We start from the raw sequence: 25829 nt of genomic DNA on the forward strand, positions 1-25829 counted from the left end.
AACAGGTCATCATGCAAGCGTAGTTGAGCGATGGAAAGCCAAGATAAAGTGTGTCAAACGGATAGCGGATAATGAGAACTTCACTGGCTATCCGCTGAAGTTGTGGTTTCGACTCTGATTGCGTCAGGAGGCAGTGCGACGCTAAGAATAACAGGTTGCCAGTTTTCACGGCGACTAAGCTTTAATGAGAATCCGCGCGCGATAAGAAAACCGCCGACACCACCCAATACCGCCCCGCAGAACGCAGCAAGATTGGTTCCAAACAGCGCCTGGAAAAGTGCAGAAACTAGAAACAGCCCCACCAGCGGCGACATATACACTAATAGCGCAGAGCCAATCAGGCTACCTTCAGCGATACCCAATTCAACTTTTTGCCCGACAACCAGCGGTGTGTCACAAGGAACCGTTAGGGTATGGCTGTTTTGCGGGCCAAGTTTATTAAGAATTCGAGTACCGCAGCCCGCACGCGAAGCGCAGCTGTTACAGGACGTTTTTACGTCGCAGCTCACCAATGCTTCGCCTTTGTGCCAGGAGACGACGGTTGCCCACTCCTTGATCATTGTGCAGTCCTGAATTTAATGCTGTCAGCAATACGCTTTGCTGTCTGTGGCGGGAGTTCACCGACAATCGTAATTTCTGTTTTATCACGGATTTCAGAGCTTACGGTGCGGCGGCCGGTGCGAAGAATTTGATCAGTGCTGTTGCTCGCGGCACGGCTAATGTTTACAGAGAAGCTAAACAAGCCATCGGAATAGAGGCGTGATTCAATCGGAACATCGACGGTCGGCAACGGACGACGGCTGCTCGAAACTTCACTAAAACCTTGCGGAAGCCAGGTTGGCGCCCAGGCAAAATTAACTTTTTCCGCACCGGGGACAGACAGCAGCGGCGGAAGATTCGCTTTTGCTAAACTCTGCATCATGCCGTTAGCTTCTTTGCTCACGTTGAAAGAGATTACGCGGAACTGCTCCAGCGTTTCGCCGTCACGATCCAGCAAATCAACCCGTAAAGGTAGCTTAGACTCGGAATCCATCCAGACCATATAGCTGTAGCGTGTGCCGTCTCGCGCTACGACGCGAATAACTTCGCAGAGCCTGTCGGCGATACGGGTACGCCCGACAGAAATAAAGTCGTAATAAGGCGTAAGACGTTTGAAGTCTGTATAGACAATTGACGGTAGCGAATCAACGATGTAATCCCCGGTGAGCGTAAATGGCTCAAGCCCAGGTTCAAAATAGCTGATTTCACTGCCACGCTGAACCACTTCTCGGCGTGGGCCATCCATTTGAAGCAATTGAGCAAGCGGACGATTATCAAGCCGTGCATGGCGATAGCGTAACGACTCTATGCCTTGCTTATTGATGCTGATAAATGCCAACTCATAATTGAGTGACTGACTCGCCTGGTTCATTTGCTGCAACAATGCCCCGGACGAAACAGTGTCCGCCGAGGCATGTGAGCTGAACAACAGGCTGCTTGTCATAAGAGACAGGGCATACCAAAGTTGCTTCATTACTGCGATTGAGTTCCTAAAGTTTGGTTTCCTGGCACTTGCACAGCGGCTTGCTGGGTTTGTGCCTGTTCAAACTGGAGTTGCTCGGCGTGTAAACGGCGCTGCAATTCGTAATCTTGCAGCATCGCATTGATACGTCGACGCTGTTCCTGTACCTGCTGCTGACCGGTGCTGGCTGTAGAGTCAGACGGCACACCCAAGCTCACTGGGCTCGCCTTACCCATCATAGGTAAGGTGTTAAATACGGGTGCTTCAGGTTGAGCAGGGTTGTCAGACTGGCCATTATAGTGCTGCACACCGACAATTACCGCAAGCGATACACAGGCTGCTACACCTACCTGGGTAAGTTGGCTGGCCCACGGACGTACCTTTTTCCAGAATGACATTTTCTGCCATTGCTGAGGTTCAGGTTGCTGTTCAGTGATAAGTGGCGTGACATGACGCACTGGCTCATTTTCGATCGCAGCCATAACATTGGCGGCAATATCAAAATGCAGTATTTCACTGGTATCGCCGCGCATAGTATCGCGGATTAGGTGGTAGCTCTCCCAGCTTTGCTGCAATGATTTGTCTCGTGACAAGACACTCAGCAGCTCGCTATCCAGAGTTTCCCCATCCATTAAAGCGGAAAGCTTTTCTTTCTGCATGCCTAATTACCCTTCCAGTAAACCGCTAGCGTCAACGCCTGATAAGCGGTTGAACTTTATTATCAATAGCTTCCCGCGCACGGAAAATACGAGAACGTACAGTCCCTACTGGGCAATCCATGATGGCGGCTATTTCTTCATAGCTCAAACCATCCAGCTCCCGCAACGTAATTGCCATGCGTAAATCTTCCGGGAGTGACTCAATAGTACGGAAAACTATTTGTCTCAGTTCTTCAGACAACATTAAGTTCTCAGGGTTCGAAATTTCTTTTAATGCACTGCCACTTTCGTAGTTTTCCGCATCAATTGCGTCCACATCACTTGATGGAGGACGACGACCCTGAGCAACCAGATAATTTTTTGCCGTGTTGACCGCGATGCGATACAACCATGTATAAAACGCGCTATCGCCACGGAATGAATCCAGTGCACGATAAGCTTTAATGAAAGACTCCTGCACCACGTCAGGGACATCCCCTGAAGGTACATAGCGGGAAACCAGACTCGCCACTTTGTGCTGATAGCGCACCACCAGCAAATTGAATGACTTCTGATCTCCCTTCTGGACCCGTTCGACGAGGACTTGATCCGTTAACTGCTCGCTCATCCGAGGTAATGTCTCCCCAAACCTATTTCCACGCGTAATTGAAAAGCCACCCGAACTCAGCATAAATGAGCAAGTTCACGGTTGGAGCGCTCGATTTGAGCAAAGTTCACTTACGCCTTTGTTTTCCTGATCTGTTCCACGAATTATCTCTTCTTGATTATAAGTTTCATGGCGCAAACGGTGACACCTTTTTTATCCTAAAAGGTGAGTGCAAAACTTCATGGAGAGTATCGCATGAATCATGATTTTTCATCAGAAAATCTGTCACTAACGGCGGCCTACCGCTAAATATAGTGCCATTCGAGAGTTTATTCGGACAAAACTGAGATTTACCGCTCTCTTGTTTAGTTCATATAACACAAGCCTAAAAAAAGCGTGTTACAGGCCACATCGGGTGATATGCTGGCCCAACCTTTGTTTAGTAAATTAAACACAATGAACGCAAATTCCGAACTCGCTTGTGATGTCTTAATCGTCGGTAGCGGAGCTGCTGGCCTCTCTCTTGCTTTACGCCTTGCCGAAAACTGCAAAGTTATTGTTCTGAGTAAAGGGCCGATTAATGAAGGCTCAACGTTCTATGCTCAGGGCGGCATCGCCGCCGTGTTCGATGAAACGGATAGCATCGATTCACATGTAGAAGATACGTTAGTGGCCGGGGCCGGGATTTGCGATCGCGAGGCGGTGGAGTTTGTCGCCAGTAATGCACGTCATTGTGTGCAATGGTTAATTGACCAGGGCGTGCTGTTTGATACTGAAATCCAGGCAAACGGGGCTGAAAGTTACCATCTGACACGTGAGGGCGGACATAGCCATCGCCGCATTCTTCATGCTGCCGATGCGACCGGTAAAGAAGTTGAGACAACTCTCGTCGGCAAAGCGCTAAACCATCCTAACATTCGCGTCATTGAGCGGAGTAACGCCGTCGACCTTATTGTGTCGGATAAAATCGGCCTACCGGGTACCCGTCGTGTGGTGGGGGCCTGGATCTGGAACCGTAATCGCGAAAAGGTTGAAACTTGCCGTACAAAAGCGGTGGTGTTAGCGACCGGCGGTGCATCAAAAGTTTATCAGTACACCACAAACCCGGACATCTCTTCCGGCGATGGTATTGCTATGGCCTGGCGTGCTGGCTGTCGCGTAGCTAATCTGGAGTTTAATCAGTTCCATCCAACCGCCCTCTTCCATCCACAGGCGCGGAATTTCCTGTTGACCGAAGCGCTGCGCGGCGAAGGCGCTTATCTCAAGCGCCCGGATGGCAGCCGCTTTATGCCGGACTTTGATGAGCGCGGTGAACTTGCACCTCGGGATATTGTGGCTCGCGCTATCGATCATGAGATGAAGCGTCTGGGCGCAGATTGCATGTATCTGGATATTAGCCACAAGCCTGCGGAATTTGTACGTCATCACTTCCCGACTATTTATGAAAAACTGATGGGACTGGGAATCGATCTCACCAAAGAGCCAGTGCCGGTCGTGCCTGCAGCGCACTATACCTGCGGTGGCGTGATGGTCGATGAAAATGGGCGTACTGATGTTGACGGTTTATACGCTATTGGTGAAGTGACCTATACCGGTCTGCATGGTGCAAACCGTATGGCATCAAATTCATTGCTGGAATGCCTGGTTTATGGTTGGTCTGCAGCAGAGGATATTATTAAGCGAATGCCTTACGCGCGCATTTCCAGGTCGTTACCGGACTGGGATGATAGCCGCGTTGATAACCCGGATGAGCAAGTTGTTATCCAGCACAACTGGCATGAGCTTCGTCTATTTATGTGGGATTACGTCGGTATTGTACGTTCAACTCGTCGCCTGGAACGGGCATTGCGCCGCATCACCATGTTGCAGCAGGAGATCGACGAGTACTACGCCAACTTCCGTGTCTCAAATAATCTGCTGGAACTGCGCAACCTGGTGCAGGTTGCAGAGTTGATTGTTCGCTGCGCCATGATGCGTAAAGAAAGCCGGGGCCTGCACTATACGCTGGATTACCCGGATTTAGCGGAAAACTCCGGGCCAAGCATTCTTTCACCGCTTTACATAAATAAGTAGAAATCCTGGGTCAGGCCGCAGTAGCCTTCGGAATATTGTTGGTCTGGCCCGCGAATGGTTAACCGTTCAGTAAAGTACTCCCCATCCGAAGGCGAAAGTGCCAGCATCACACGATGCGGCAGACGCGTTTCGTTATCAGCGATATCCGTACGATAACGCACAAACCACCCCTGATTTTTCGCCATCTCGGTAAATACCGTTCCTGAAGTTTCCGGCATGATCACACAGAAAAAACCATCTTCGGTAATAAGCTGCGCCGCACTGCTTAACAATGCGTTGTGATCAAGCGTAGTGGTGTAACGAGCCTGAGCACGTTCAGGTGACGCGCAATCACTGCCCTGCGTAAAAAACGGTGGATTGCTGACAATCAGCGAGTAGCGTTGTGTCGCCTTCTGTGCCCATTCACGAATATCTGCGCAATGCACTGTAATACGCGATGCCCACTGGCAGCCTCTGGCATTTTCCGCAGCCTGTTCAGCGGCAATAGGGTCCAGCTCCACGGCGTCAATTGTGACATTGTCTGGGGTACGCTGTGCCAGCATTAACGCCAGCAAACCGCTTCCGGTACCAATATCTAATACGCTGGTCACATTCGATACAGGCACCCAGGCGCCCAGCAATGTACCATCGGTACCGACTTTCATTGCGCAACGATCGTGCGCGACAAAGAACTGTTTAAAGGTGAATCCATCGCGACGCAATACTGCTTTTTGACTGCACATCTTAGCTACCCTGTAGAGAAACGGGTGTAGCATAGGGGAAACTTGCTGCCAGGAAAAGCGTCAGTTATCCACACAAACAGATGAAGATCGCAGCCATAACGTCTATAATCGGCGCCCTACATAGAGGAAGACCATGACTGTAACCACTTTTTCCGAACTGGAACTTGACGAGAGCCTGTTGCTCGCGCTCCAGGACAAGGGCTTTACCCGCCCGACAGCTATTCAGGCTGCCGCCATTCCACCTGCACTTGAAGGGCGTGATGTCCTCGGTTCCGCTCCAACCGGTACCGGTAAAACAGCCGCTTATTTGCTGCCTGTGTTACAGCATTTGGTCGATTTCCCGCGTAAGAAATCTGGCCCACCACGTATTTTGATCGTCACGCCAACGCGTGAACTGGCAATGCAAGTGGCCGATCATGCTCGTGAACTGGCAAAACATACTCATCTTGATATCGCAACGATCACCGGTGGCGTGGCTTACATGAACCACGCGGAAGTGTTTAGCGAGAATCAGGATATCGTTGTTGCAACGACAGGTCGCCTGCTGCAATACATCAAAGAAGAAAACTTTGATTGCCGTGCGGTAGAGACACTGATTCTTGATGAAGCCGATCGTATGCTGGATCTGGGCTTTGCGCAGGATATCGAAACCATTGCTGCTGAAACGCGCTGGCGCAAACAAACGATGCTGTTCTCAGCAACGCTTGAAGGCGATGCGATTAAAGATTTCGCAGAGCGTTTGTTAGAAGATCCGGTAGAGGTTTCTGCAACGTCTTCAACTCGCGAGCGCAAGAAAATCCATCAATGGTACTACCGCGCAGATAACGTTGAGCACAAAACCGCGCTGCTGGTGCATTTGCTCCAACAACCAGAAACCACGCGTTCCATCGTCTTTGTGCGTAAACGTGACCGTGTGCATGAGCTGGTTGCATGGCTGCGTGAAGCGGGTATCAATACCTGCTATCTCGAAGGCGAAATGGTGCAAATGAAGCGCACCGAAGCGATCAAACGTTTGACGGATGGCCGCGTAAACGTGCTGATTGCGACCGACGTTGCCGCTCGTGGGATTGATATTCCTGAAGTGAGCCATGTATTCAACTTCGATATGCCGCGTACAGCGGATACCTATCTGCACCGTATTGGGCGTACCGGCCGCGCTGGCCTCAAAGGTACCGCGATTTCTTTGGTTGAAGCACATGACCATTTGCTGCTTGGCAAAGTCACTCGCTACATGAAAGAGCCAATGAAATCACGTGTTATTGATGAGCTGCGCCCAACAACGCGTGCGCCAAGTGAGAAACTTACTGGTAAGCCGTCGAAGAAAGTGCTCGCTAAACGCGAAGAGAAGAAAAAAGAAGATAAAGAAAAACCGCGCGTGAAAGTCCGTCTGCGCGATAAGAAGAATGTGGGTAAACGCCGCAAACCAAGCAGCGCAAAAACCGACTCAGCTGAATAATTCATCAGCACTTCAAAAAACCGTTTCCACTGAGGCGGTTTTTTTATGTGTAAAGCCTGACTTTTAACGCTTTCATAACAGTTACTTACTCTAAGCCATAAAAAAAGCCGGTGCATATAGCACCGGCTTTTAAATATTTTATAAATTAAAGGCTTGCAGTGAAAGTACGTGCGATAACATCACGCTGTTGTTCAGCAGTCAGTGAGTTGAAACGTACCGCATAGCCAGACACACGAATGGTCAGCTGTGGGTATTTTTCTGGATGTTTAACAGCATCTTCCAGCGTTTCGCGACGCAAAACGTTCACGTTCAGGTGCTGACCGCCCTCCACACGAACTTCAGGTTTTGCTTCTACCGCGATTTCGCGATATTCGAACTCACCTAATTTGCTCACTTCTACCACTTCATCTTCAGCAAAATCAGCTTTAGCACAAACACAACGCGCTTCGCCTTTTTCGTTGTCCAGCAACCAGATTGAGTTCAGAAGTGAATCATTTGCAGCTTTAGTAATTTGGATACCAGTAATCATTTTATTTCTCCCTATGGGCTAATTTTGTGATTCTATTTCGGGCCATAAACTGGCTCATTGGTAAAACCATTGTTGCGTTGCTGATCTATATACCAGCCAAACAGTCGCCAAACTTTGATTTAAATCAATTAAAACCCTTCACCTAATGTGGCTATGATATCATTTATTTGTTTTACATCAACTTAGCCAATCTAGTTAAAATTAAAAATTATGTAAATTTTCAAATTTTTTTAAACATTCCCTCTCACCGTGACGCATCCATTTTGCTTAGTAGAAAGAAGTGGTTAAGCTAGTGCCATCCCGAATCGCAGGAGAGCGAGATGACTACCCCCCTCACCTGGCACGATGTGCTGGCGCAAGAAAAGCAACAACCCTATTTCATCAGCACACTGACAACGGTTGCTGAACGACGCGCTGCTGGCGTGACGGTTTATCCACCGCAAAAAGATGTTTTCAATGCTTTTCGTTTCACTGAATTAAGTGACGTGAAAGTAGTGATCCTTGGGCAAGACCCTTATCACGGCCCCGGGCAAGCTCATGGGCTGGCTTTTTCTGTCCTGCCTGGTGTGGCAGTGCCTCCTTCATTAGCGAATATGTATAAAGAGTTGCAGAGCGACATCGCTGATTTTGCGCGACCAAACCACGGTTATCTCGAAAGCTGGGCGCGTCAGGGCGTTCTGCTGCTAAATACCGTATTAACCGTCGAAGCGGGTAATGCACATTCGCATGCGAAATTGGGCTGGGAGACATTCACCGATAAAGTGATTGCTCTGATAAACGAACATTGTGAAGGCGTGGTCTTTTTGCTGTGGGGTTCACATGCACAGAAGAAAGGCAGCATTATCGACAGGCAACGTCATCACGTTTTACAGGCGCCTCACCCTTCACCGTTATCCGCACACCGCGGTTTTCTGGGCTGCGGGCACTTCTCCAAAACCAATCAGTATTTGACCGAACGCAACCAGCCAGTAATTGACTGGACGCCAGTATTGCCTGAGTAATAGAGACAAAAAAGCCAGCTTTCGCTGGCTTTTTAGCACGGTCATTCACAAAGCATTACGCTTTATTTTGACGCCACCATTCAGCCAGCAACACACCTGTTGCCACTGATACGTTCAGGCTTTCGACATTCCCGGTGCCACTAATCGCAACGCTCATATCTGCGTTTTCAAAGGTCGCATCGGAAACGCCTTCACGTTCTTGCCCTAACACCAGAACCATTTTCTTTGGCAACTCAGCGTTGAAAAGCGGAGTACCTTTATGACTTGATGTCGTGACAATCGCGTAACCGGCTTTACGGAATTGCTCCAGGCCGTCTTCGAACGTCTCACCGCTGATCGCTTCAACGTGTTCCGCACCACCTTCAGCAGTACGAATCGCAGCACCCGACTCCAGCATTGCCGCATCTTCCACCAGCAAACCTTTCACACCGAAATGTGCACAGCTGCGCATAATGCCGCCGAGGTTGTGCGGGTTAGCCACGTTTTCCAGCGCCAACACACAATCTTCTTCACCGGCTTTAGATAACCAGCCAGGAACAGTGATGCCGCGACGCTTTTTGATGATGAAGCAAACGCCACCGTGGTGTTCTGTGCCTGATGCTTTAACCAACTCAGCATCATCAACCACATGATAGGCTTTACGGTTTGCAGCCATCCAACGCAGAGCTTCTTTGAAGCGCGGCGTGACGCTCTGGATGAACCAGGCGCGTACGATGCAATCAGGGCGGCTCAAGAACAGCGCCTGACAAGCATTCTCGCCGTACACACGTGTCTCTTCCGCTCGTTGGCGGCGAATCACTTCCGGGTCAACAATTGGTCTGCCATTGGCACCCATTTGTTCGCCCGTTTCTGCTACTTCTTCTCTTGGTGGACGGGAAACCGTACGCCACGGGTTATCACCGCGATCGTCACGATCGTCACCACGATTCCGCTCGCGCCCAGCGCCAGGTTTATCATCGCGACGTGGGCCACGTCGGCCCTCACCCCGTGACGGTGCTGCAGGACGCCCACCACCTTTACCTGTGCGCGGGTTTTGGCTGCGTTTATCGCTGTCATCGTCACCGCGGACATACATCACTTTGACCTTGCCGCTTTTACCTTTAAATTCGTCGTTCATTCTTCTCTCCACCTGGCTGAGCGCGTGGCGCGCAGATTACCCGATGTGGCACTGGTTAGCCATTAACTTCGGTCAAAAGCCCCTAACTATTGTATTCATCGAATAAATCACTTTGCTGACGCTCGATTATTCGCTGATAATATTTAACATATTAGAAACACCAGCTCTTTATTTGAACATTTTTGGACAACATATCCTTTAGAGGTTAGTTATGAATACCGTTTGTGCCGCCTGCCAGGCGACTAATCGCATTCCTGATGAGCGCATCGATGACGGTGCGAAATGTGGCCGTTGTGGTCATGACCTGTTTGATGGCGAAGTGATCAATGCCACCAGCGAAACTCTGGATAAATTGCTGCAAGACGATTTACCCGTCGTTATCGATTTCTGGGCACCGTGGTGCGGACCTTGCGTTAACTTTGCCCCTATCTTTGAAGATGTGGCAGAAGAGCGCAGTGGCAAAGTACGTTTCGTTAAGGTCAATACTGAAGCTGAGCCTGCACTAAGTGCTCGTTTCCATATTCGCAGTATTCCGACCATTATGGTGTTCAAGAAAGGTGAAATGGTCGATATGCTTAATGGCGCGATGCCGAAAGCCCCCTTTGATAGCTGGCTGAACGAAAATCTCTAAGTTCACGGGTACGTTTCTTTGTACCCGCGCACTTCATCTACGTTAGAATGGCGTTTTTAGACTTGTTTATCTGATGACTGAAAACGCCGTCCTACGTCTTCGTGCCGAACGCCTGGCGCGTGCAACTCGCCCTTTTCTTGCTCGTGGTAACCGCATTCGCCGCTGCCAGCGCTGCCTATTGCCCCTTAAACAGTGCTTATGCGAAACGCTAACACCGCAGAAAGCACGTAGCCGTTTCTGTTTGGTCATGTTTGACACCGAGCCTATGAAACCCAGCAACACGGGCAGACTTATCGCAGATATTCTACCGGATACCGAAGCGTTCCAATGGTCGCGAACTGAGCCACCGCAGGCGCTGCTCGATTTGGTCAGCTCACCGGACTATCAACCCATGGTGGTCTTCCCCGCCTCGTACGCAAGTCCTGGGCGCGAAGTGCTGACCACGCCGCCAAAAAGTGGCAAGCCACCGCTATTTATTATGCTGGACGGCACATGGACCGAAGCTCGTAAGATGTTTCGCAAAAGCCCGTATCTTGACGGGCTCCCGGTTATTTCTGTGGATTTAAGTATTGTTTCTGCCTATCGGCTACGTGAAGCGCATGCCGATGGGCAATATTGCACTGCAGAAGTTGCCGCTGCACTCCTTGCACTCGCAGATGATGAACATGCAGCCAGAGGTTTGACGGAACATTTCACGCTATTTCGTGAGCGATATCTGGCAGGCAAACCCCATCATCAATCCAGCGTCACAGCAGCAGAGCCAGAAAGCGTTTAAACTCACTGAGTTAATTCTCAGGGGAGTGAGCAATGAGTCAACGTGGGCTGGAGGCGCTACTGCGCCCCAAATCAATTGCTGTGATCGGCGCTTCTGCGAAAACAGATCGCGCAGGCTATTTAATGATGCGCAATCTGCTTGCCGGGGGTTTTAATGGCCCGGTAATGCCTGTGACTCCAAGCCATAAAGCGGTTTGTGGGGTTCTTGCCTGGCCTGATATCGAAAATCTCCCCTTCCCTCCGGATCTCGGCATCATTTGTACTCATTCCAAACGTAACCTCGAATTGCTGCAATCGCTTGGTCAAAAAGGTTGTAAAGCCTGCATTATCCTTTCTGCTCCCCCCGATCAATTACCAGAATTGTTAGCGTGTGCCACTCAATGGCAGATGCGTTTGCTAGGGCCAAATAGCCTTGGTCTGCTTGTACCGTGGCAAGGGCTAAACGCGAGCTTTTCCCCCGTCCCCATTCAGAAGGGCAAACTGGCATTTATTTCGCAATCAGCAGCAGTTTCCAACACTATTCTGGATTGGGCTCAGCAACGGGAAATGGGATTCTCATGGTTTATCGCACTCGGTGACAGCCTTGATATAGATGTTGATGAGCTGTTGGATTACCTGGCACGCGATACCAAAACCAGCGCTATTTTGCTTTACCTTGAGCATTTAAGTGATGCACGGCGTTTTGTTTCAGCGGCTCGAAGCGCTTCGCGGAATAAACCCATTTTGGTGATTAAAAGTGGCAGGAGCGCTAAAGCACAAGAGCTGCTTAAAACACATCTCGGGCTTGATGCTGCGTGGGATGCGGCCATTCAGCGCGCAGGTCTATTACGCGTTCAGGATACGCATGAACTTTTTTCAGCAGTAGAAACGTTAAGCCACATGCGCCCCCTACGCGGCGAGCGCTTAATGATTGTCAGCAATGGTGCTGCACCGGCGGCGCTGGCGCTGGATGAGTTATGGCTACGAAACGGAAAACTAGCCACTCTAAGTGAAGAAATTCTTAATACGCTCAAGAGTAAGCTGCCGATCGGCGTGGAAAGTGGCAATCCGTTGGATTTACGCGATGATGCTACTCCGGAGCGATATATCCATGCGGTTGAAACATTGTTGGATAGCCAGGATTTTGATGCGCTGATGATTATTCACGCTCCAAGCGCTGCAGCACCCGGAACGGTAAGCGCAGTGGCACTAATTGACCTTATTCGACGACATCCGCGCGGCAAGTACATCACATTAATTACCAACTGGTGCGGCGAATTTTCATCTCAGGAAGCCAGACGTTTATTCAGCGATGCGAGTATTCCCACTTATCGCACACCTGAAGGCGCGGTTACCGCCTTTATGCATATGGTTGAATATCGCCGTAACCAGAAACAGTTGCGTGAAACACCCGCTCTGCCAGCCAATCTAAAAGCCAATGCCAGCGAGGCTCATCATCTCCTCCAACAAGCACTTGGTGAAGGCGCAACTTCCCTCGATACTCATGAAGTGCGCCCCATTTTACAGGCTTATGGTCTTAACACTCTGCCAACCTGGATTGCCGGAGATAGTGCAGAAGCCGTGCATATTGCCGAGCAAATCGGTTACCCCGTTGCGCTGAAACTGCGTTCTCCAGACATTCCTCATAAGTCGGAAGTTCAGGGGGTAATGCTGTATTTGAGAACAGCTTCAGAGGTTCAGCAAGCCGCCGATGCCATCATCGATCGTGTAAAAATGACCTGGCCGCAGGCACGTATTCACGGTCTATTAGTTCAAAGTATGGCAAACCGTGCAGGCGCTCAGGAATTGCGGATTGTGGTCGAACATGACCCGGTCTTTGGGCCATTGATTATGCTTGGCGAAGGAGGGGTTGAATGGCGGCCAGACCAACAAGCGGTGGTCGCTTTGCCTCCACTGAACATGAATCTTGCCCGCTATCTTGTCATTCAGGCGATAAAAAGCGGCAAGATTCGGGGGCGAAGCGCATTACGTCCGCTGGATGTTCCAGGAATTAGCCAGGTTTTAGTGCAGGTTTCAAATCTGATTGTCGATTGCCCGGAAATACGTCGTCTGGATATTCACCCCCTCTTGGCCTCAGGTAATGAATTCACTCTTTTGGATGTGACGTTGCAGCTTGAGAAATTCGAAGGCAATCCAGAAACTCGTCTGGCAATCCGCCCTTATCCTTATCAGCTTGAAGAAAAAGTGACACTCAAGAACGGCGAACATTGTCTGTTCCGCCCGATCCTTCCAGAAGATGAACCTTTGCTCCAGCAGTTTATTTCTCTGGTCACCAAAGAGGATCTTTACTACCGATATTTTAGTGAGATCAACGAATTTACCCACGAAGATTTAGCCAACATGACGCAAATCGACTACGATCGAGAAATGGCTTTTGTGGCTGTTCGCCAACAAAAAGGTACCAGCGAGATTATTGGCGTCACGCGGGCAATTTCAGACCCAGACAACATTGATGCGGAATTTGCCGTTCTTGTGCGCTCTGATTTGAAAGGTTTAGGGTTAGGGCGCCGTCTACTGGAAAAGTTGATTGCCTATACCCGTGAACATGGGCTTCAAAGACTGAACGGCATTACGATGCCTAACAACCGCGGTATGGTCTCTCTGGCGCGCAAACTCGGATTTGATGTCGATATACAACTGGAAGATGGCATCGTTAGCCTGACTCTTCCATTGATGCAAAGCATAGATTCGTGAGTAAGGTATTGGAAAACTTACTCACTTTGTAGGTCAGTAGTGGTATTATCAGCAAGTTCTGACGTCTGGATTTTGCAGAAGGCCATCCAATGAATAGAGAAGATACGCACTGTGATGTTGTCTAAATTTAAACGAAATAAACATCAACAACACCTTGCCCAATTGCCGAAGCTTTCTCAGTCAGTTGATGATGTAGAAACCCTTTTCTCCCCAGCGGATTTCCGTGAAGTCCTGCTGCAAAAAATTGCTAGTGCCACTCATCGCATCTGTATTGTTGCACTTTATCTTGAACAAGATGACGCCGGTAAAGCTGTGTTAACGGCACTCTACCAGGCAAAACAGCAACGCCCGGAACTTGAAGTGACGGTCCTGGTGGACTGGCATCGCGCCCAACGAGGCCGAATTGGCGCTGCAGCAACAAACACTAATGCAGACTGGTATCACCGTATGACCGAGGAATATCCCGGCGTTGATATTCCCGTATTTGGTGTACCGGTAAATACGCGTGAAGCTTTAGGCGTTCTGCATTTTAAAGGTTTTATTGTTGATGACTGCGTCATCTATAGCGGCGCCAGCGTGAATGATGTTTATCTTCATCAGCATGATAAGTATCGTTATGACCGTTATCAGGTTATCTGTAATACGCAGCTTTCTGATGTCATGTATAACTGGATGCAAGAAAATCTGGTGGGCGGTCGCGCTGTACATCGTCTGGATAGACAACATCGACCTAAAAGCCCAGAGATTAAAAATGACATTCGTTTGTTCCGCCAAGAACTACGTGACGCCAGTTTTCATTTTCAGGGCAATGCCGATAACGAGCAGTTAGCCGTTACGCCTTTAGTTGGGCTGGGTAAAACAAGCCTGCTGAATAAAACTATCTACCACTTAATGCCATGCACCGAAAATAAGCTGGTTATTTGCACACCTTATTTTAATCTGCCTGCGGTACTGGTTCGCAATATTATTCAGCTGTTGCGTGAAGGAAAAAGCGTCGAGATTATTGTCGGTGATAAAACGGCGAATGATTTTTATATTCCAGAAGATCAACCGTTTAAGATAATCGGTGCGTTACCTTACCTTTATGAAATTAACCTTCGTCGTTTCCTGAGCCGCCTACAATATTATGTAAATAGTGGGCAATTGATTGTTCGACTATGGAAAGACGACGATAACAGCTACCACCTGAAAGGCATGTGGGTTGATAACGAGTGGATGCTGTTGACGGGTAATAACCTTAACCCGAGAGCATGGCGCCTGGATCTGGAGAACGCAATTCTAATTCATGATCCTAAACAGGAACTGACTGCTCAGCGTGATCATGAATTAGATTTAATCCGTACTCACACCACCGTAGTTAAACACTACCGTGATTTGCAGAGTATTGCGGAATATCCCATCAAAGTACGTAAGCTTATTCGGCGTTTACGCCGTATCCGTATCGACCGGTTGATTAGTCGTATTCTGTAATTCATTAGTTATACTAAATAGCCCTGCTTGCAGGGCTTTTTTATACTCTGAGGATAATGAATGCTCCGTTTTTTGCTCCCCTCAATATTTCTGCTTAGTGGTTGCAGCCATATGGCGCAAGACCAGTGGTATGGTCAGGATAAAGCACAGCACTTTATCGCCTCCGCTATTTTATCCGCAGCGGGCAATGAGTATGGGCAACGTCAGGGCTGGAGTGATGCCCGTAGCGCTAACTTCGGTTTCTTATTTTCAGTGAGTCTGGGAGCGACAAAAGAACTATGGGATAGCCGTCAAGCAGGAAGCGGATGGAGCTGGAAAGATTTCACTTGGGACATAGCCGGTGCAGCTACCGGCTACACAATATGGCAACTTGCCAAATATTAGATTTATCGCAGACGGCAAAAAGCCCTGCACGTCAGTGCAGGGCTTCTTACTTGATTGGAGCCTGGCAGTTCCCTACTCTCGCATGGGGAGACCCCACACTACCATCGGCGCTACGGCGTTTCACTTCTGAGTTCGGCATGGGGTCAGGTGGGACCACCGCGCTAGTGCCGCCAGGCATATTCTGTTTCATTAACCGTCACCTCCCGGGTGACCGTTAACCTAAATCCGGAATTCAGCTGAAAATTAAAATCAAATCTCTCTCACCAAAACACCTTCGGTGTTGTAAGGTTAAGCCTCACGGATCATTAGTACTGGTTAGCTCAACGTATCGCTACGCTTACACACCCAGCCTATCAACGTCGTCGTCTTCAACGTTCCTTCAGGAGCCTTAAAGGCTCAGGGAGAACTCATCTCGGGGCAAGTTTCGCGCTTAGATGCTTTCAGCGCTTATCTTTTCCGCATTTAGCTACCGGGCAATGCCATTGGCATGACAACCCGAACACCAGTGATGCGTCCACTCCGGTCCTCTCGTACTAGGAGCAGCCCCCCTCAATTCTCCAGCGCCCACGGCAGATAGGGACCGAACTGTCTCACGACGTTCTAAACCCAGCTCGCGTACCACTTTAAATGGCGAACAGCCATACCCTTGGGACCTACTTCAGCCCCAGGATGTGATGAGCCGACATCGAGGTGCCAAACACCGCCGTCGATATGAACTCTTGGGCGGTATCAGCCTGTTATCCCCGGAGTACCTTTTATCCGTTGAGCGATGGCCCTTCCATTCAGAACCACCGGATCACTAAGACCTGCTTTCGCACCTGCTCGAGCCGTCACTCTCGCAGTCAAGCTAGCTTATGCCTTTGCACTAACCTCACGATGTCCGACCGTGATTAGCTAACCTTCGTGCTCCTCCGTTACGCTTTAGGAGGAGACCGCCCCAGTCAAACTACCCACCAGACACTGTCCGCAACCCGGATCACGGGTCTACGTTAGAACACCAGCCATTAAAGGGTGGTATTTCAAGGTTGGCTCCACAAGAACTGGCGTCCTCGCTTCAAAGCCTCCCACCTATCCTACACATCAAGGACCAGTGTTCAGTGTCAAGCTATAGTAAAGGTTCACGGGGTCTTTCCGTCTTGCCGCGGGTACACTGCATCTTCACAGCGATTTCAATTTCACTGAGTCTCGGGTGGAGACAGCCTGGCCATCATTACGCCATTCGTGCAGGTCGGAACTTACCCGACAAGGAATTTCGCTACCTTAGGACCGTTATAGTTACGGCCGCCGTTTACCGGGGCTTCGATCAAGAGCTTCAGCTTGCGCTTAACCCCATCAATTAACCTTCCGGCACCGGGCAGGCGTCACACCGTATACGTCCACTTTCGTGTTTGCACAGTGCTGTGTTTTTAATAAACAGTTGCAGCCAGCTGGTATCTTCGACTGCCTTCAGCTCCACCCGCGAGGGGTTTCACTTACCGACAGCGTGCCTTCTCCCGAAGTTACGGCACCATTTTGCCTAGTTCCTTCACCCGAGTTCTCTCAAGCGCCTTGGTATTCTCTACCTGACCACCTGTGTCGGTTTGGGGTACGATTTGATGTTACCTGATGCTTAGAGGCTTTTCCTGGAAGCAGGGCATTTGTCACTTCAGCACCGTAGTGCCTCGTCGTCACACCTCAGCGTTATACAGAAGTCCGGATTTACCTAAACTTCCCGCCTACATGCTTAAACCGGGACAACCGTCGCCCGGCCAACATAGCCTTCTCCGTCCCCCCTTCGCAGTAACACCGAGTACAGGAATATTAACCTGTTTCCCATCGACTACGCCTTTCGGCCTCGCCTTAGGGGTCGACTCACCCTGCCCCGATTAACGTTGGACAGGAACCCTTGGTCTTCCGGCGAGCGGGCTTTTCACCCGCTTTATCGTTACTTATGTCAGCATTCGCACTTCTGATACCTCCAGCAGCCCTCACAGGCCACCTTCGACGGCTTACAGAACGCTCCCCTACCCAACAACGCATAAGCGTCGCTGCCGCAGCTTCGGTGCATGGTTTAGCCCCGTTACATCTTCCGCGCAGGCCGACTCGACCAGTGAGCTATTACGCTTTCTTTAAATGATGGCTGCTTCTAAGCCAACATCCTGGCTGTCTGTGCCTTCCCACATCGTTTCCCACTTAACCATGACTTTGGGACCTTAGCTGGCGGTCTGGGTTGTTTCCCTCTTCACGACGGACGTTAGCACCCGCCGTGTGTCTCCCGTGATAACATTCTTCGGTATTCGTAGTTTGCATCGGGTTGGTAAGCCGGGATGGCCCCCTAGCCGAAACAGTGCTCTACCCCCGAAGATGAGTTCACGAGGCGCTACCTAAATAGCTTTCGGGGAGAACCAGCTATCTCCCGGTTTGATTGGCCTTTCACCCCCAGCCACAAGTCATCCGCTAATTTTTCAACATTAGTCGGTTCGGTCCTCCAGTTAGTGTTACCCAACCTTCAACCTGCCCATGGCTAGATCACCGGGTTTCGGGTCTATACCCTGCAACTTAACGCCCAGTTAAGACTCGGTTTCCCTGCGGCTCCCCTATACGGTTAACCTTGCTACAGAATATAAGTCGCTGACCCATTATACAAAAGGTACGCAGTCACCCCATTAAAGAGGCTCCCACTGCTTGTACGTACACGGTTTCAGGTTCTGTTTCACTCCCCTCGCCGGGGTTCTTTTCGCCTTTCCCTCACGGTACTGGTTCACTATCGGTCAGTCAGGAGTATTTAGCCTTGGAGGATGGTCCCCCCATATTCAGACAGGATACCACGTGTCCCGCCCTACTCTTCGAGTTCACAGAAGGTGTATTTTTGTGTACGGGAGTATCACCCTGTACCCTGCGACTTTCCAGACGCTTCCACTAATACACAAACTGATTCAGACTCTGGGCTGCTCCCCGTTCGCTCGCCGCTACTGGGGGAATCTCGGTTGATTTCTTTTCCTCGGGGTACTTAGATGTTTCAGTTCCCCCGGTTCGCTTCGTTAAGCTATGTATTCACTTAACGATAGTGCAACGGATTGCACTGGGTTTCCCCATTCGGAAATCGTCGGTTATAACGGTTCATATCACCTTACCGACGCTTATCGCAGATTAGCACGTCCTTCATCGCCTCTGACTGCCAGGGCATCCACCGTGTACGCTTAGTCGCTTAACCTCACAACCCGAAGGTGTCTCGTGAGACAACAGTCGGTGTCGTGAAAATTTGAGAGACTCGAACACACCTCACTTCCTTTCTTATTACGGAGAAAGGAAACAGTGTGTCGTTTCAATTTTCAGCTTGTTCCGGATTTTTAAAGAGCAAATATCTCAAACATGACTGATAAGTCAGTTTTGAGATATTGAATGAGCGTGAAATAATGGTGGAGCTAAGCGGGATCGAACCGCTGACCTCCTGCGTGCAAGGCAGGCGCTCTCCCAGCTGAGCTATAGCCCCATCGATTTCGTAAAACCTTTGATTTACCAATAATTCATGGCTGGCCAAAGCGCAGCGTCACGTAGCATACTTAAAGTATGTGAGTGATGCTGTAATGCAGGACAGGCGAGAATTTGGTAGGCCTGAGTGGACTTGAACCACCGACCTCACCCTTATCAGGGGTGCGCTCTAACCACCTGAGCTACAAGCCTATAAGGTTTTACTGCTCGTTTTCTATCAGACAATCTGTGTGAGCACTACGCAAGTTCGTATCTTTCAGGTAAGGAGGTGATCCAACCGCAGGTTCCCCTACGGTTACCTTGTTACGACTTCACCCCAGTCATGAATCACAAAGTGGTAAGCGCCCTCCCGAAGGTTAAGCTACCTACTTCTTTTGCAACCCACTCCCATGGTGTGACGGGCGGTGTGTACAAGGCCCGGGAACGTATTCACCGTAGCATTCTGATCTACGATTACTAGCGATTCCGACTTCACGGAGTCGAGTTGCAGACTCCGATCCGGACTACGACGCACTTTATGAGGTCCGCTTGCTCTCGCGAGGTCGCTTCTCTTTGTATGCGCCATTGTAGCACGTGTGTAGCCCTACTCGTAAGGGCCATGATGACTTGACGTCATCCCCACCTTCCTCCAGTTTATCACTGGCAGTCTCCTTTGAGTTCCCGGCCGGACCGCTGGCAACAAAGGATAAGGGTTGCGCTCGTTGCGGGACTTAACCCAACATTTCACAACACGAGCTGACGACAGCCATGCAGCACCTGTCTCACAGTTCCCGAAGGCACTAAGGCATCTCTGCCGAATTCTGTGGATGTCAAGAGTAGGTAAGGTTCTTCGCGTTGCATCGAATTAAACCACATGCTCCACCGCTTGTGCGGGCCCCCGTCAATTCATTTGAGTTTTAACCTTGCGGCCGTACTCCCCAGGCGGTCGACTTAACGCGTTAGCTCCGGAAGCCACTCCTCAAGGGAACAACCTCCAAGTCGACATCGTTTACGGCGTGGACTACCAGGGTATCTAATCCTGTTTGCTCCCCACGCTTTCGCACCTGAGCGTCAGTCTTTGTCCAGGGGGCCGCCTTCGCCACCGGTATTCCTCCAGATCTCTACGCATTTCACCGCTACACCTGGAATTCTACCCCCCTCTACAAGACTCAAGCTTGCCAGTTTCAAATGCAGTTCCCAGGTTGAGCCCGGGGATTTCACATCTGACTTAACAAACCGCCTGCGTGCGCTTTACGCCCAGTAATTCCGATTAACGCTTGCACCCTCCGTATTACCGCGGCTGCTGGCACGGAGTTAGCCGGTGCTTCTTCTGCGAGTAACGTCAATCACTGCGGTTATTAACCACAATGCCTTCCTCCTCGCTGAAAGTACTTTACAACCCGAAGGCCTTCTTCATACACGCGGCATGGCTGCATCAGGCTTGCGCCCATTGTGCAATATTCCCCACTGCTGCCTCCCGTAGGAGTCTGGACCGTGTCTCAGTTCCAGTGTGGCTGGTCATCCTCTCAGACCAGCTAGGGATCGTCGCCTAGGTGAGCCATTACCTCACCTACTAGCTAATCCCATCTGGGCACATCTGATGGCAAGAGGCCCGAAGGTCCCCCTCTTTGGTCCGAAGACGTTATGCGGTATTAGCTACCGTTTCCAGTAGTTATCCCCCTCCATCAGGCAGTTTCCCAGACATTACTCACCCGTCCGCCGCTCGCCGGCAAAGTAGCAAGCTACTTCCCGCTGCCGCTCGACTTGCATGTGTTAGGCCTGCCGCCAGCGTTCAATCTGAGCCATGATCAAACTCTTCAATTAAAAGCTTGATTTGCTTACAATGAGTAAGCGGTGCTCAAAAATTAACTTTCGTAATAATTCAACTAAATGAATTACTGCTTGGTCACTCTTCAAGACTTGATATTTTTTTGATACCCGGAGGTATCTGAGATATCAATCCTGCGAGTGCCCACACAGATTGTCTGATAAATTGTTAAAGAGCAGTGAGTTACGCGCTTTCGCTTGCTAACTCGAGGTGGCGTATATTACGCTTTCCTCTTTCAGAGTCAAGCGTTTATTTTGCGCTTCACTCCAACTAACGGGCCGGTTTGTAAGCCGTTGTGCCGTGTCAGTGGAGGCGCAGTATAGGGATTTTCTGGAAGCTGACAAGTATAAAATGCAAAATTCTTATCGTTCGCCTATTTTCCAGGCAAACCACCACTAAGAAGTCTAATATCGCCTGTTTTTTAAACAAAAACGAGCCCCGTAGGGCTCGTTTTATCTTTTTTGTGACTTACTGCACTGCAACTATATGGTCATCTTTAACTTCCAGATGCACCATTTTTCCTGGAATCAGCTCTCCGGACAAGATTTGCTGAGCCAGCGGGTTCTCAATTTGTTGCTGGATAGCACGTTTCAAAGGCCGAGCACCATATACCGGGTCGTAACCATTCTCGCTAAGCAGCTTCAATGCATCATCAGAGATAGTGACTTCGTAGCCACGCTCTTCAAGACGTTTATACAGACGTTGCAACTGAATCTGTGCAATTGAAGCAATGTGCTGCTCACCCAGCGGGTGGAATACCACAACTTCATCAATACGGTTCACGAACTCTGGACGGAAGTTCTGGCTGACAACACCAAGAACCAGATCCTTCATATGGCTATAATCCAGCGCACCGAAACGCTCCTGAATCAAATCAGAACCAAGGTTAGAGGTCATGATCACCACCGTATTTCGGAAGTCGACCGTTCTCCCCTGCCCGTCAGTCAAACGCCCATCGTCCAACACCTGCAATAAGATATTGAACACATCTGGGTGCGCCTTCTCTACTTCATCTAACAGAATGACAGAGTAAGGGCGACGACGGACCGCTTCTGTCAGATAACCACCTTCTTCATAACCTACATACCCTGGAGGCGCACCAACCAAACGCGAGACGGAATGTTTTTCCATAAACTCGGACATATCGATACGCACCATCGCATCGTCGCTATCAAACATAAAGTTTGCCAGCGTTTTGCACAGTTCGGTTTTACCTACTCCGGTTGGCCCAAGGAACAGGAATGACCCAATTGGGCGATTCGGGTCAGACAAACCGGCACGACTGCGACGAATCGCATTCGATACAGCCTCTACCGCCTCATTCTGACCGATAACGCGGGTATGAAGTTGTTGCTCCATACGCAATAATTTCTCTCGCTCACCTTCAAGCATGCGCGCCACCGGAATACCCGTCCAACGCGCCAGGACTTCCGCAATTTCCGCGTCAGTAACTTTATTACGTAGCAGGCGCATGGTTTTGCCTTCGCTCTGCGTTGCAGCGGCAAGCTGTTTCTCCAGCTCAGGTATCTTGCCGTATTGCAGCTCAGACATGCGCGCCAGGTCACCAACACGACGAGCTTGCTCAATGGCGATTTTTGCCTGTTCCAACTCAGCTTTAATCGTCTGGGTACCAGAAAGTGACGCTTTCTCCGCTTTCCACTCTTCTTCCAGAACAGAATATTCGCGCTCTTTCTGATCTAACTCTTCCTCAAGCATGCTCAAGCGCTTCTGGCTCGCTTCATCAGACTCTTTCTTCAATGCCTGCTGTTCCAGTTTGAGCTGGATGATTCGGCGGTCAAGACGATCGAGCTCTTCCGGTTTTGAGTCAATCTGCATACGAATGCTGGATGCGGCTTCATCGATAAGGTCGATGGCTTTATCCGGCAACTGACGGTCGGCTATATAGCGATGCGATAAGGTCGCAGCCGCAACGATTGCCGGGTCAGTAATTTGCACATGGTGGTGCAATTCGTAGCGCTCTTTCAGCCCACGCAAAATAGCAATGGTGTCTTCAACAGAAGGTTCAGCAACGAACACTTTCTGGAAACGACGCTCAAGAGCCGCATCCTTCTCTATATACTGACGATATTCATCAAGGGTTGTCGCACCTACGCAGTGCAATTCACCCCGTGCAAGCGCAGGTTTGAGCATATTACCCGCGTCCATGGCCCCGTCTGCTTTACCCGCACCAACCATTGTGTGCAATTCGTCAATAAATAGGATGACATTACCTTCCTGTTTAGAAAGGTCATTCAGAACACCTTTCAGGCGCTCTTCAAACTCACCCCGGTATTTCGCACCGGCCACCAGCGCGCCCATATCCAATGCCAGCACCCGACGCCCTTTCAGACCTTCCGGTACTTCACCATTGATAATGCGCTGTGCCAAACCTTCAACGATGGCTGTTTTACCCACACCCGGTTCACCGATAAGCACCGGGTTGTTTTTGGTACGACGTTGTAATACCTGAATGGTGCGACGAATTTCTTCATCACGACCAATGACCGGGTCTAATTTGCCAAGCTCAGCACGCTCGGTTAGATCGACAGTATATTTTTTCAATGCCTGACGCTGGTCTTCGGCACCTTGATCATTCACGTTTTCGCCTCCACGCATTTGCTCAATTGCAGTGGTCACATTTGCGGTGGTCGCACCCGCTGATTTCAATAAATCAGTTAAGGTTCCACGAGATTCAAGCACGGCCAGAACAAATAACTCTGAAGAAATAAAGTTGTCATTTCGTTTTTGTGCCAGCTTGTCACACAGATTTAATGCACGGACTAAATCCTGTGAAGGCTGAATGTCGCCGCCCGTTCCTTCAACTTGTGGCAAACGGCTTAAAGCTTGCTCTATCGCAGTACGCAACTGTCCTGCATTTACACCCGCAGATGTCAGTAAAGGACGCACGGATCCGCCTTCCTGATTGAGCAGTGCGCTCATCAAGTGAAGGGGTTCGATAAATTGGTTGTCGTGCCCGAGAGCTAAGGATTGGGCATCGGCGAGAGCAAGCTGGAATTTATTAGTAAGACGATCCAGACGCATAACTCCTCCCATAAACAGGTCAATTTTGCTACTGGAGATTAAATGAGGTCATCCCTCAATTATTCAAGGTTAATGACCTGAAATATTTGAAGCGTTAGTTACCCGCACTGGATCGTCTTGATTCAATAGGTTATATCAGCCAAATGAAACTTGCCATACGGCCTGTGGTTCTGTCGCGTCGATACGAGAAAAAATCATTCGTTTCGCTGTAAGTACAGCGGTCACCGCCATAAATATCGGTAACGCCTATAGCAGACAAACGCTGGCGGGCCAGGGTGTAGATGTCCGCGATGTATTTTTCCCCGGACGGGCGAAACGCACTATCTGCTTGAATATCTTTAGCCATAAACGCTTCACGCACTTCCGGACCGACTTCAAATACTTCGGGGCCGATAGCAGGGCCAAGCCATGCAATGATGTTTTCTGGCGCATCGCTAAAGCAAGCCACCGTCTCTTCAAGAACGCCTTCGCATAGACCACGCCAGCCAGCATGCGCTGCGGCAACTTCCGTTCCTGCTTTATTACAGAATAGCACTGGCAGGCAATCTGCTGTCATTACAGCACAAACGGTACCTGGCGTTGAACTGTAAGAAGCATCGGCGCGCTTAGACAGGTAGGGCTCGCCGGTAAGCTTTAGTACATCTTTACCATGTACCTGCTCTAACCAAACGGGTTTCGAAGGTAAAGCGGCTGCGGAATAAAACAGACGACGGTTTTCTTCGACATCATCCAGGTTATCACCACAGTGAGCGCCCAGATTAAGCGAGTCGTAAGGCGGTTTACTTACACCGCCAATACGTGTCGAACTGCACGCAGCCACTCCCGAAGGAAGCGGCCAATGCGGGACGATCAGTTTGCTCATAGCCAGTCCAGTTGGTCCTTATGGATTTCTGTATCAACGCGCAGCGCTTCAATCAGCTCAACCATATCCTGAGGGATTGGCGCATGCCATTCCATCAACATACCGCTGATCGGATGATGAAGACGCAGCATGGTTGCATGCAGTGCCTGACGGTCAAACTTACGCAGTACGTTGACGAACTCTTCCGACGCACCTTTTGGCGGGCGCGGACGGCCACCGTAAAGCTGATCGCCTACCAATGGATGAGTAATATGCGCCATATGGACGCGGATCTGGTGAGTACGGCCCGTTTCCAGACGCAAACGCAAACGCGTGTGCACACGGAAATGCTCCATAATACGGTAATGCGTCACCGCAGGTTTACCCATCGGATGCACGGCCATATGCGTACGTTTGGTTGAATGTCGGCTGATTGGTTCTTCTACCGTACCGCCTGCTGTCATATGACCGATTGCGACCGCTTCATATTCACGTGTGATTTCGCGCAATTGCAAAGCTTCAACCAGGTGAGTTTGCGCAGGAACAGTTTTCGCCACTACCATCAAACCGGTAGTGTCTTTATCCAGGCGATGAACAATACCTGCACGTGGAACATCGACAATCGGCGGATAATAATGCAGTAATGCATTCAGCACGGTCCCGTCAGGGTTACCCGCACCAGGATGCACAACGAAATCACGCGGTTTATTAATCACCAGAATATCGTCATCTTCGTAGACAATATTGAGCGGGATATCTTGTGGTTCCCAGCGCACATCTTCCTCAATTTCCGCATTGATAGTAACGTTTTCGCCACCCAACACTTTTTCTTTCGGTTTGTCGCTGATAGTGCCATTGACCAGCACGCGCTGATCAAGAATCCATTCTTTTATACGCGAACGTGAATAATCAGGGAACAATTCGGCCAAAGCTTGATCTAAGCGTTGACCGAGTTGAGATTCGGACACTGTTGCGTTGAGTTGTACTAGTTGTGCCATAGACAGCTTCTTCGTTAACGTTGGGTTTTACGGCAATGCCGTTTAATATAGTGTGCTATTGTAGCTGGTCTTT

At 49.9% G+C, this 25829-nt stretch carries 18 protein-coding genes, 2 tRNA genes and 3 rRNA genes; 8 read left to right on the forward strand and 15 right to left on the reverse strand.

The window, feature by feature from the left end; genetic code table 11:
* Window positions 1-80: 80 nt before the first annotated feature.
* From rseC to rpoE, 4 genes are read right to left on the reverse strand one after another with little or no spacing between them, the layout of a single operon-like run.
* Window positions 81-560 carry a SoxR-reducing system protein RseC gene (gene rseC / locus AB1E22_RS04310; protein WP_367594245.1) on the reverse strand — a complete coding sequence of 160 codons (480 nt, stop codon included), beginning with the start codon at window positions 558-560 and terminating at the stop codon, window positions 81-83.
* Window positions 557-1513, reverse strand: a complete 957-nt coding sequence (gene rseB, locus AB1E22_RS04315; protein ID WP_367594246.1) for a sigma-E factor regulatory protein RseB — start codon at window positions 1511-1513, stop codon at window positions 557-559. Before rseB ends, rseC begins: the two co-directional genes overlap by 4 nt.
* The gene (rseA, locus tag AB1E22_RS04320) at window positions 1513-2160 is read right to left on the reverse strand and encodes an anti-sigma-E factor RseA (protein WP_367594247.1); all 648 of its coding nucleotides are present in this window, start codon (window positions 2158-2160) and stop codon (window positions 1513-1515) included. The genes rseB and rseA overlap by 1 nt, the downstream gene beginning before the upstream one ends.
* Before the next feature lie 31 nt (window positions 2161-2191).
* On the reverse strand, window positions 2192-2767 hold the full coding sequence (gene rpoE / locus AB1E22_RS04325) for an RNA polymerase sigma factor RpoE (RefSeq protein WP_016537822.1): 576 nt from the start codon (window positions 2765-2767) through the stop codon (window positions 2192-2194).
* 435 nt (window positions 2768-3202) lie between these two features.
* On the opposite strand from rpoE, the gene nadB reads away from it, so the two are divergent.
* Complete coding sequence (gene nadB / locus AB1E22_RS04330; RefSeq protein ID WP_367594248.1) at window positions 3203-4819, forward strand: L-aspartate oxidase; 1617 nt, start codon at window positions 3203-3205, stop codon at window positions 4817-4819.
* Here the strand turns inward: nadB and trmN are convergent.
* Entirely contained in the window at window positions 4804-5541 is a 738-nt protein-coding gene (trmN, locus tag AB1E22_RS04335; RefSeq protein WP_367594249.1) for a tRNA(1)(Val) (adenine(37)-N(6))-methyltransferase TrmN, read from the reverse strand. The genes nadB and trmN overlap by 16 nt on opposite strands.
* A 133-nt stretch (window positions 5542-5674) precedes the next feature.
* On the opposite strand from trmN, the gene srmB reads away from it, so the two are divergent.
* Window positions 5675-6997 (forward strand): ATP-dependent RNA helicase SrmB, encoded by a 1323-nt coding sequence (gene srmB / locus AB1E22_RS04340; RefSeq protein WP_367594250.1) that lies wholly within the window; start codon window positions 5675-5677, stop codon window positions 6995-6997.
* 145 nt (window positions 6998-7142) lie between these two features.
* On the opposite strand, the gene grcA is transcribed toward srmB, so the two are convergent.
* On the reverse strand, window positions 7143-7526 hold the full coding sequence (gene grcA, locus AB1E22_RS04345) for an autonomous glycyl radical cofactor GrcA (protein WP_367594251.1): 384 nt from the start codon (window positions 7524-7526) through the stop codon (window positions 7143-7145).
* Between the two features lie 320 nt (window positions 7527-7846).
* On the opposite strand from grcA, the gene ung reads away from it, so the two are divergent.
* Window positions 7847-8527, forward strand: coding sequence for a uracil-DNA glycosylase (ung, locus tag AB1E22_RS04350; protein ID WP_367594252.1), 681 nt, complete (start codon window positions 7847-7849; stop codon window positions 8525-8527).
* Between the two features lie 55 nt (window positions 8528-8582).
* Here ung and AB1E22_RS04355 read toward each other — a convergent pair whose 3' ends face one another.
* Complete coding sequence (locus tag AB1E22_RS04355) at window positions 8583-9644, reverse strand: tRNA/rRNA methyltransferase (protein WP_367594253.1); 1062 nt, start codon at window positions 9642-9644, stop codon at window positions 8583-8585.
* 211 nt (window positions 9645-9855) lie between these two features.
* Here AB1E22_RS04355 and trxC point away from each other — a divergent pair, with 211 nt between their 5' ends.
* From trxC to AB1E22_RS04380, 5 genes are all read left to right on the forward strand, one after another.
* Window positions 9856-10275, forward strand: coding sequence for a thioredoxin TrxC (gene trxC / locus AB1E22_RS04360; protein ID WP_367594254.1), 420 nt, complete (start codon window positions 9856-9858; stop codon window positions 10273-10275).
* 73 nt (window positions 10276-10348) lie between these two features.
* Window positions 10349-11050, forward strand: a complete 702-nt coding sequence (locus AB1E22_RS04365) for a tRNA-uridine aminocarboxypropyltransferase (RefSeq protein ID WP_367594255.1) — start codon at window positions 10349-10351, stop codon at window positions 11048-11050.
* 32 nt (window positions 11051-11082) lie between these two features.
* Window positions 11083-13743 carry a bifunctional acetate--CoA ligase family protein/GNAT family N-acetyltransferase gene (locus AB1E22_RS04370; protein WP_367594256.1) on the forward strand — a complete coding sequence of 887 codons (2661 nt, stop codon included), beginning with the start codon at window positions 11083-11085 and terminating at the stop codon, window positions 13741-13743.
* A gap of 114 nt (window positions 13744-13857) precedes the next feature.
* Complete coding sequence (pssA, locus tag AB1E22_RS04375; protein ID WP_367594257.1) at window positions 13858-15213, forward strand: CDP-diacylglycerol--serine O-phosphatidyltransferase; 1356 nt, start codon at window positions 13858-13860, stop codon at window positions 15211-15213.
* Window positions 15214-15273: 60 nt separating this feature from the next.
* A complete protein-coding gene (locus AB1E22_RS04380) occupies window positions 15274-15597 on the forward strand; it encodes a YfiM family lipoprotein (RefSeq protein WP_367594258.1) in 324 nt (107 codons plus the stop codon).
* 59 nt (window positions 15598-15656) lie between these two features.
* Here the strand turns inward: AB1E22_RS04380 and rrf are convergent.
* The 8 genes from rrf to rluD all read right to left on the reverse strand — a co-directional run bounded on the left by rrf (window position 15657) and on the right by rluD (window position 25756).
* Window positions 15657-15772 (reverse strand): 5S ribosomal RNA (rrf, locus tag AB1E22_RS04385).
* A 109-nt stretch (window positions 15773-15881) separates the two neighbouring features.
* Window positions 15882-18790: ribosomal RNA gene (locus AB1E22_RS04390) — 23S ribosomal RNA — on the reverse strand.
* 203 nt (window positions 18791-18993) lie between these two features.
* Window positions 18994-19069: transfer RNA gene (locus tag AB1E22_RS04395), tRNA-Ala, on the reverse strand.
* A gap of 114 nt (window positions 19070-19183) precedes the next feature.
* Window positions 19184-19260: transfer RNA gene (locus AB1E22_RS04400), tRNA-Ile, on the reverse strand.
* Window positions 19261-19329: 69 nt separating this feature from the next.
* Window positions 19330-20871: ribosomal RNA gene (locus AB1E22_RS04405) — 16S ribosomal RNA — on the reverse strand.
* The 16S, 23S and 5S rRNA genes sit together here with 2 tRNA genes alongside, the layout of an rRNA operon.
* Window positions 20872-21343: 472 nt before the next feature.
* On the reverse strand, window positions 21344-23917 hold the full coding sequence (gene clpB, locus AB1E22_RS04410; RefSeq protein ID WP_367594259.1) for an ATP-dependent chaperone ClpB: 2574 nt from the start codon (window positions 23915-23917) through the stop codon (window positions 21344-21346).
* A 130-nt stretch (window positions 23918-24047) separates the two neighbouring features.
* Window positions 24048-24779: a purine nucleoside phosphorylase YfiH gene (gene yfiH, locus AB1E22_RS04415; RefSeq protein WP_367594260.1), complete on the reverse strand. Its 732-nt coding sequence runs from the start codon at window positions 24777-24779 to the stop codon at window positions 24048-24050.
* On the reverse strand, window positions 24776-25756 hold the full coding sequence (gene rluD / locus AB1E22_RS04420) for a 23S rRNA pseudouridine(1911/1915/1917) synthase RluD (RefSeq protein ID WP_367594261.1): 981 nt from the start codon (window positions 25754-25756) through the stop codon (window positions 24776-24778). Before rluD ends, yfiH begins: the two co-directional genes overlap by 4 nt.
* Between the last annotated feature and the right edge of the window lie 73 nt (window positions 25757-25829).

It is taken from the genome of Buttiauxella gaviniae (genome assembly GCF_040786275.1).
GTDB classification, from domain to species: domain Bacteria; phylum Pseudomonadota; class Gammaproteobacteria; order Enterobacterales; family Enterobacteriaceae; genus Buttiauxella; species Buttiauxella gaviniae_A.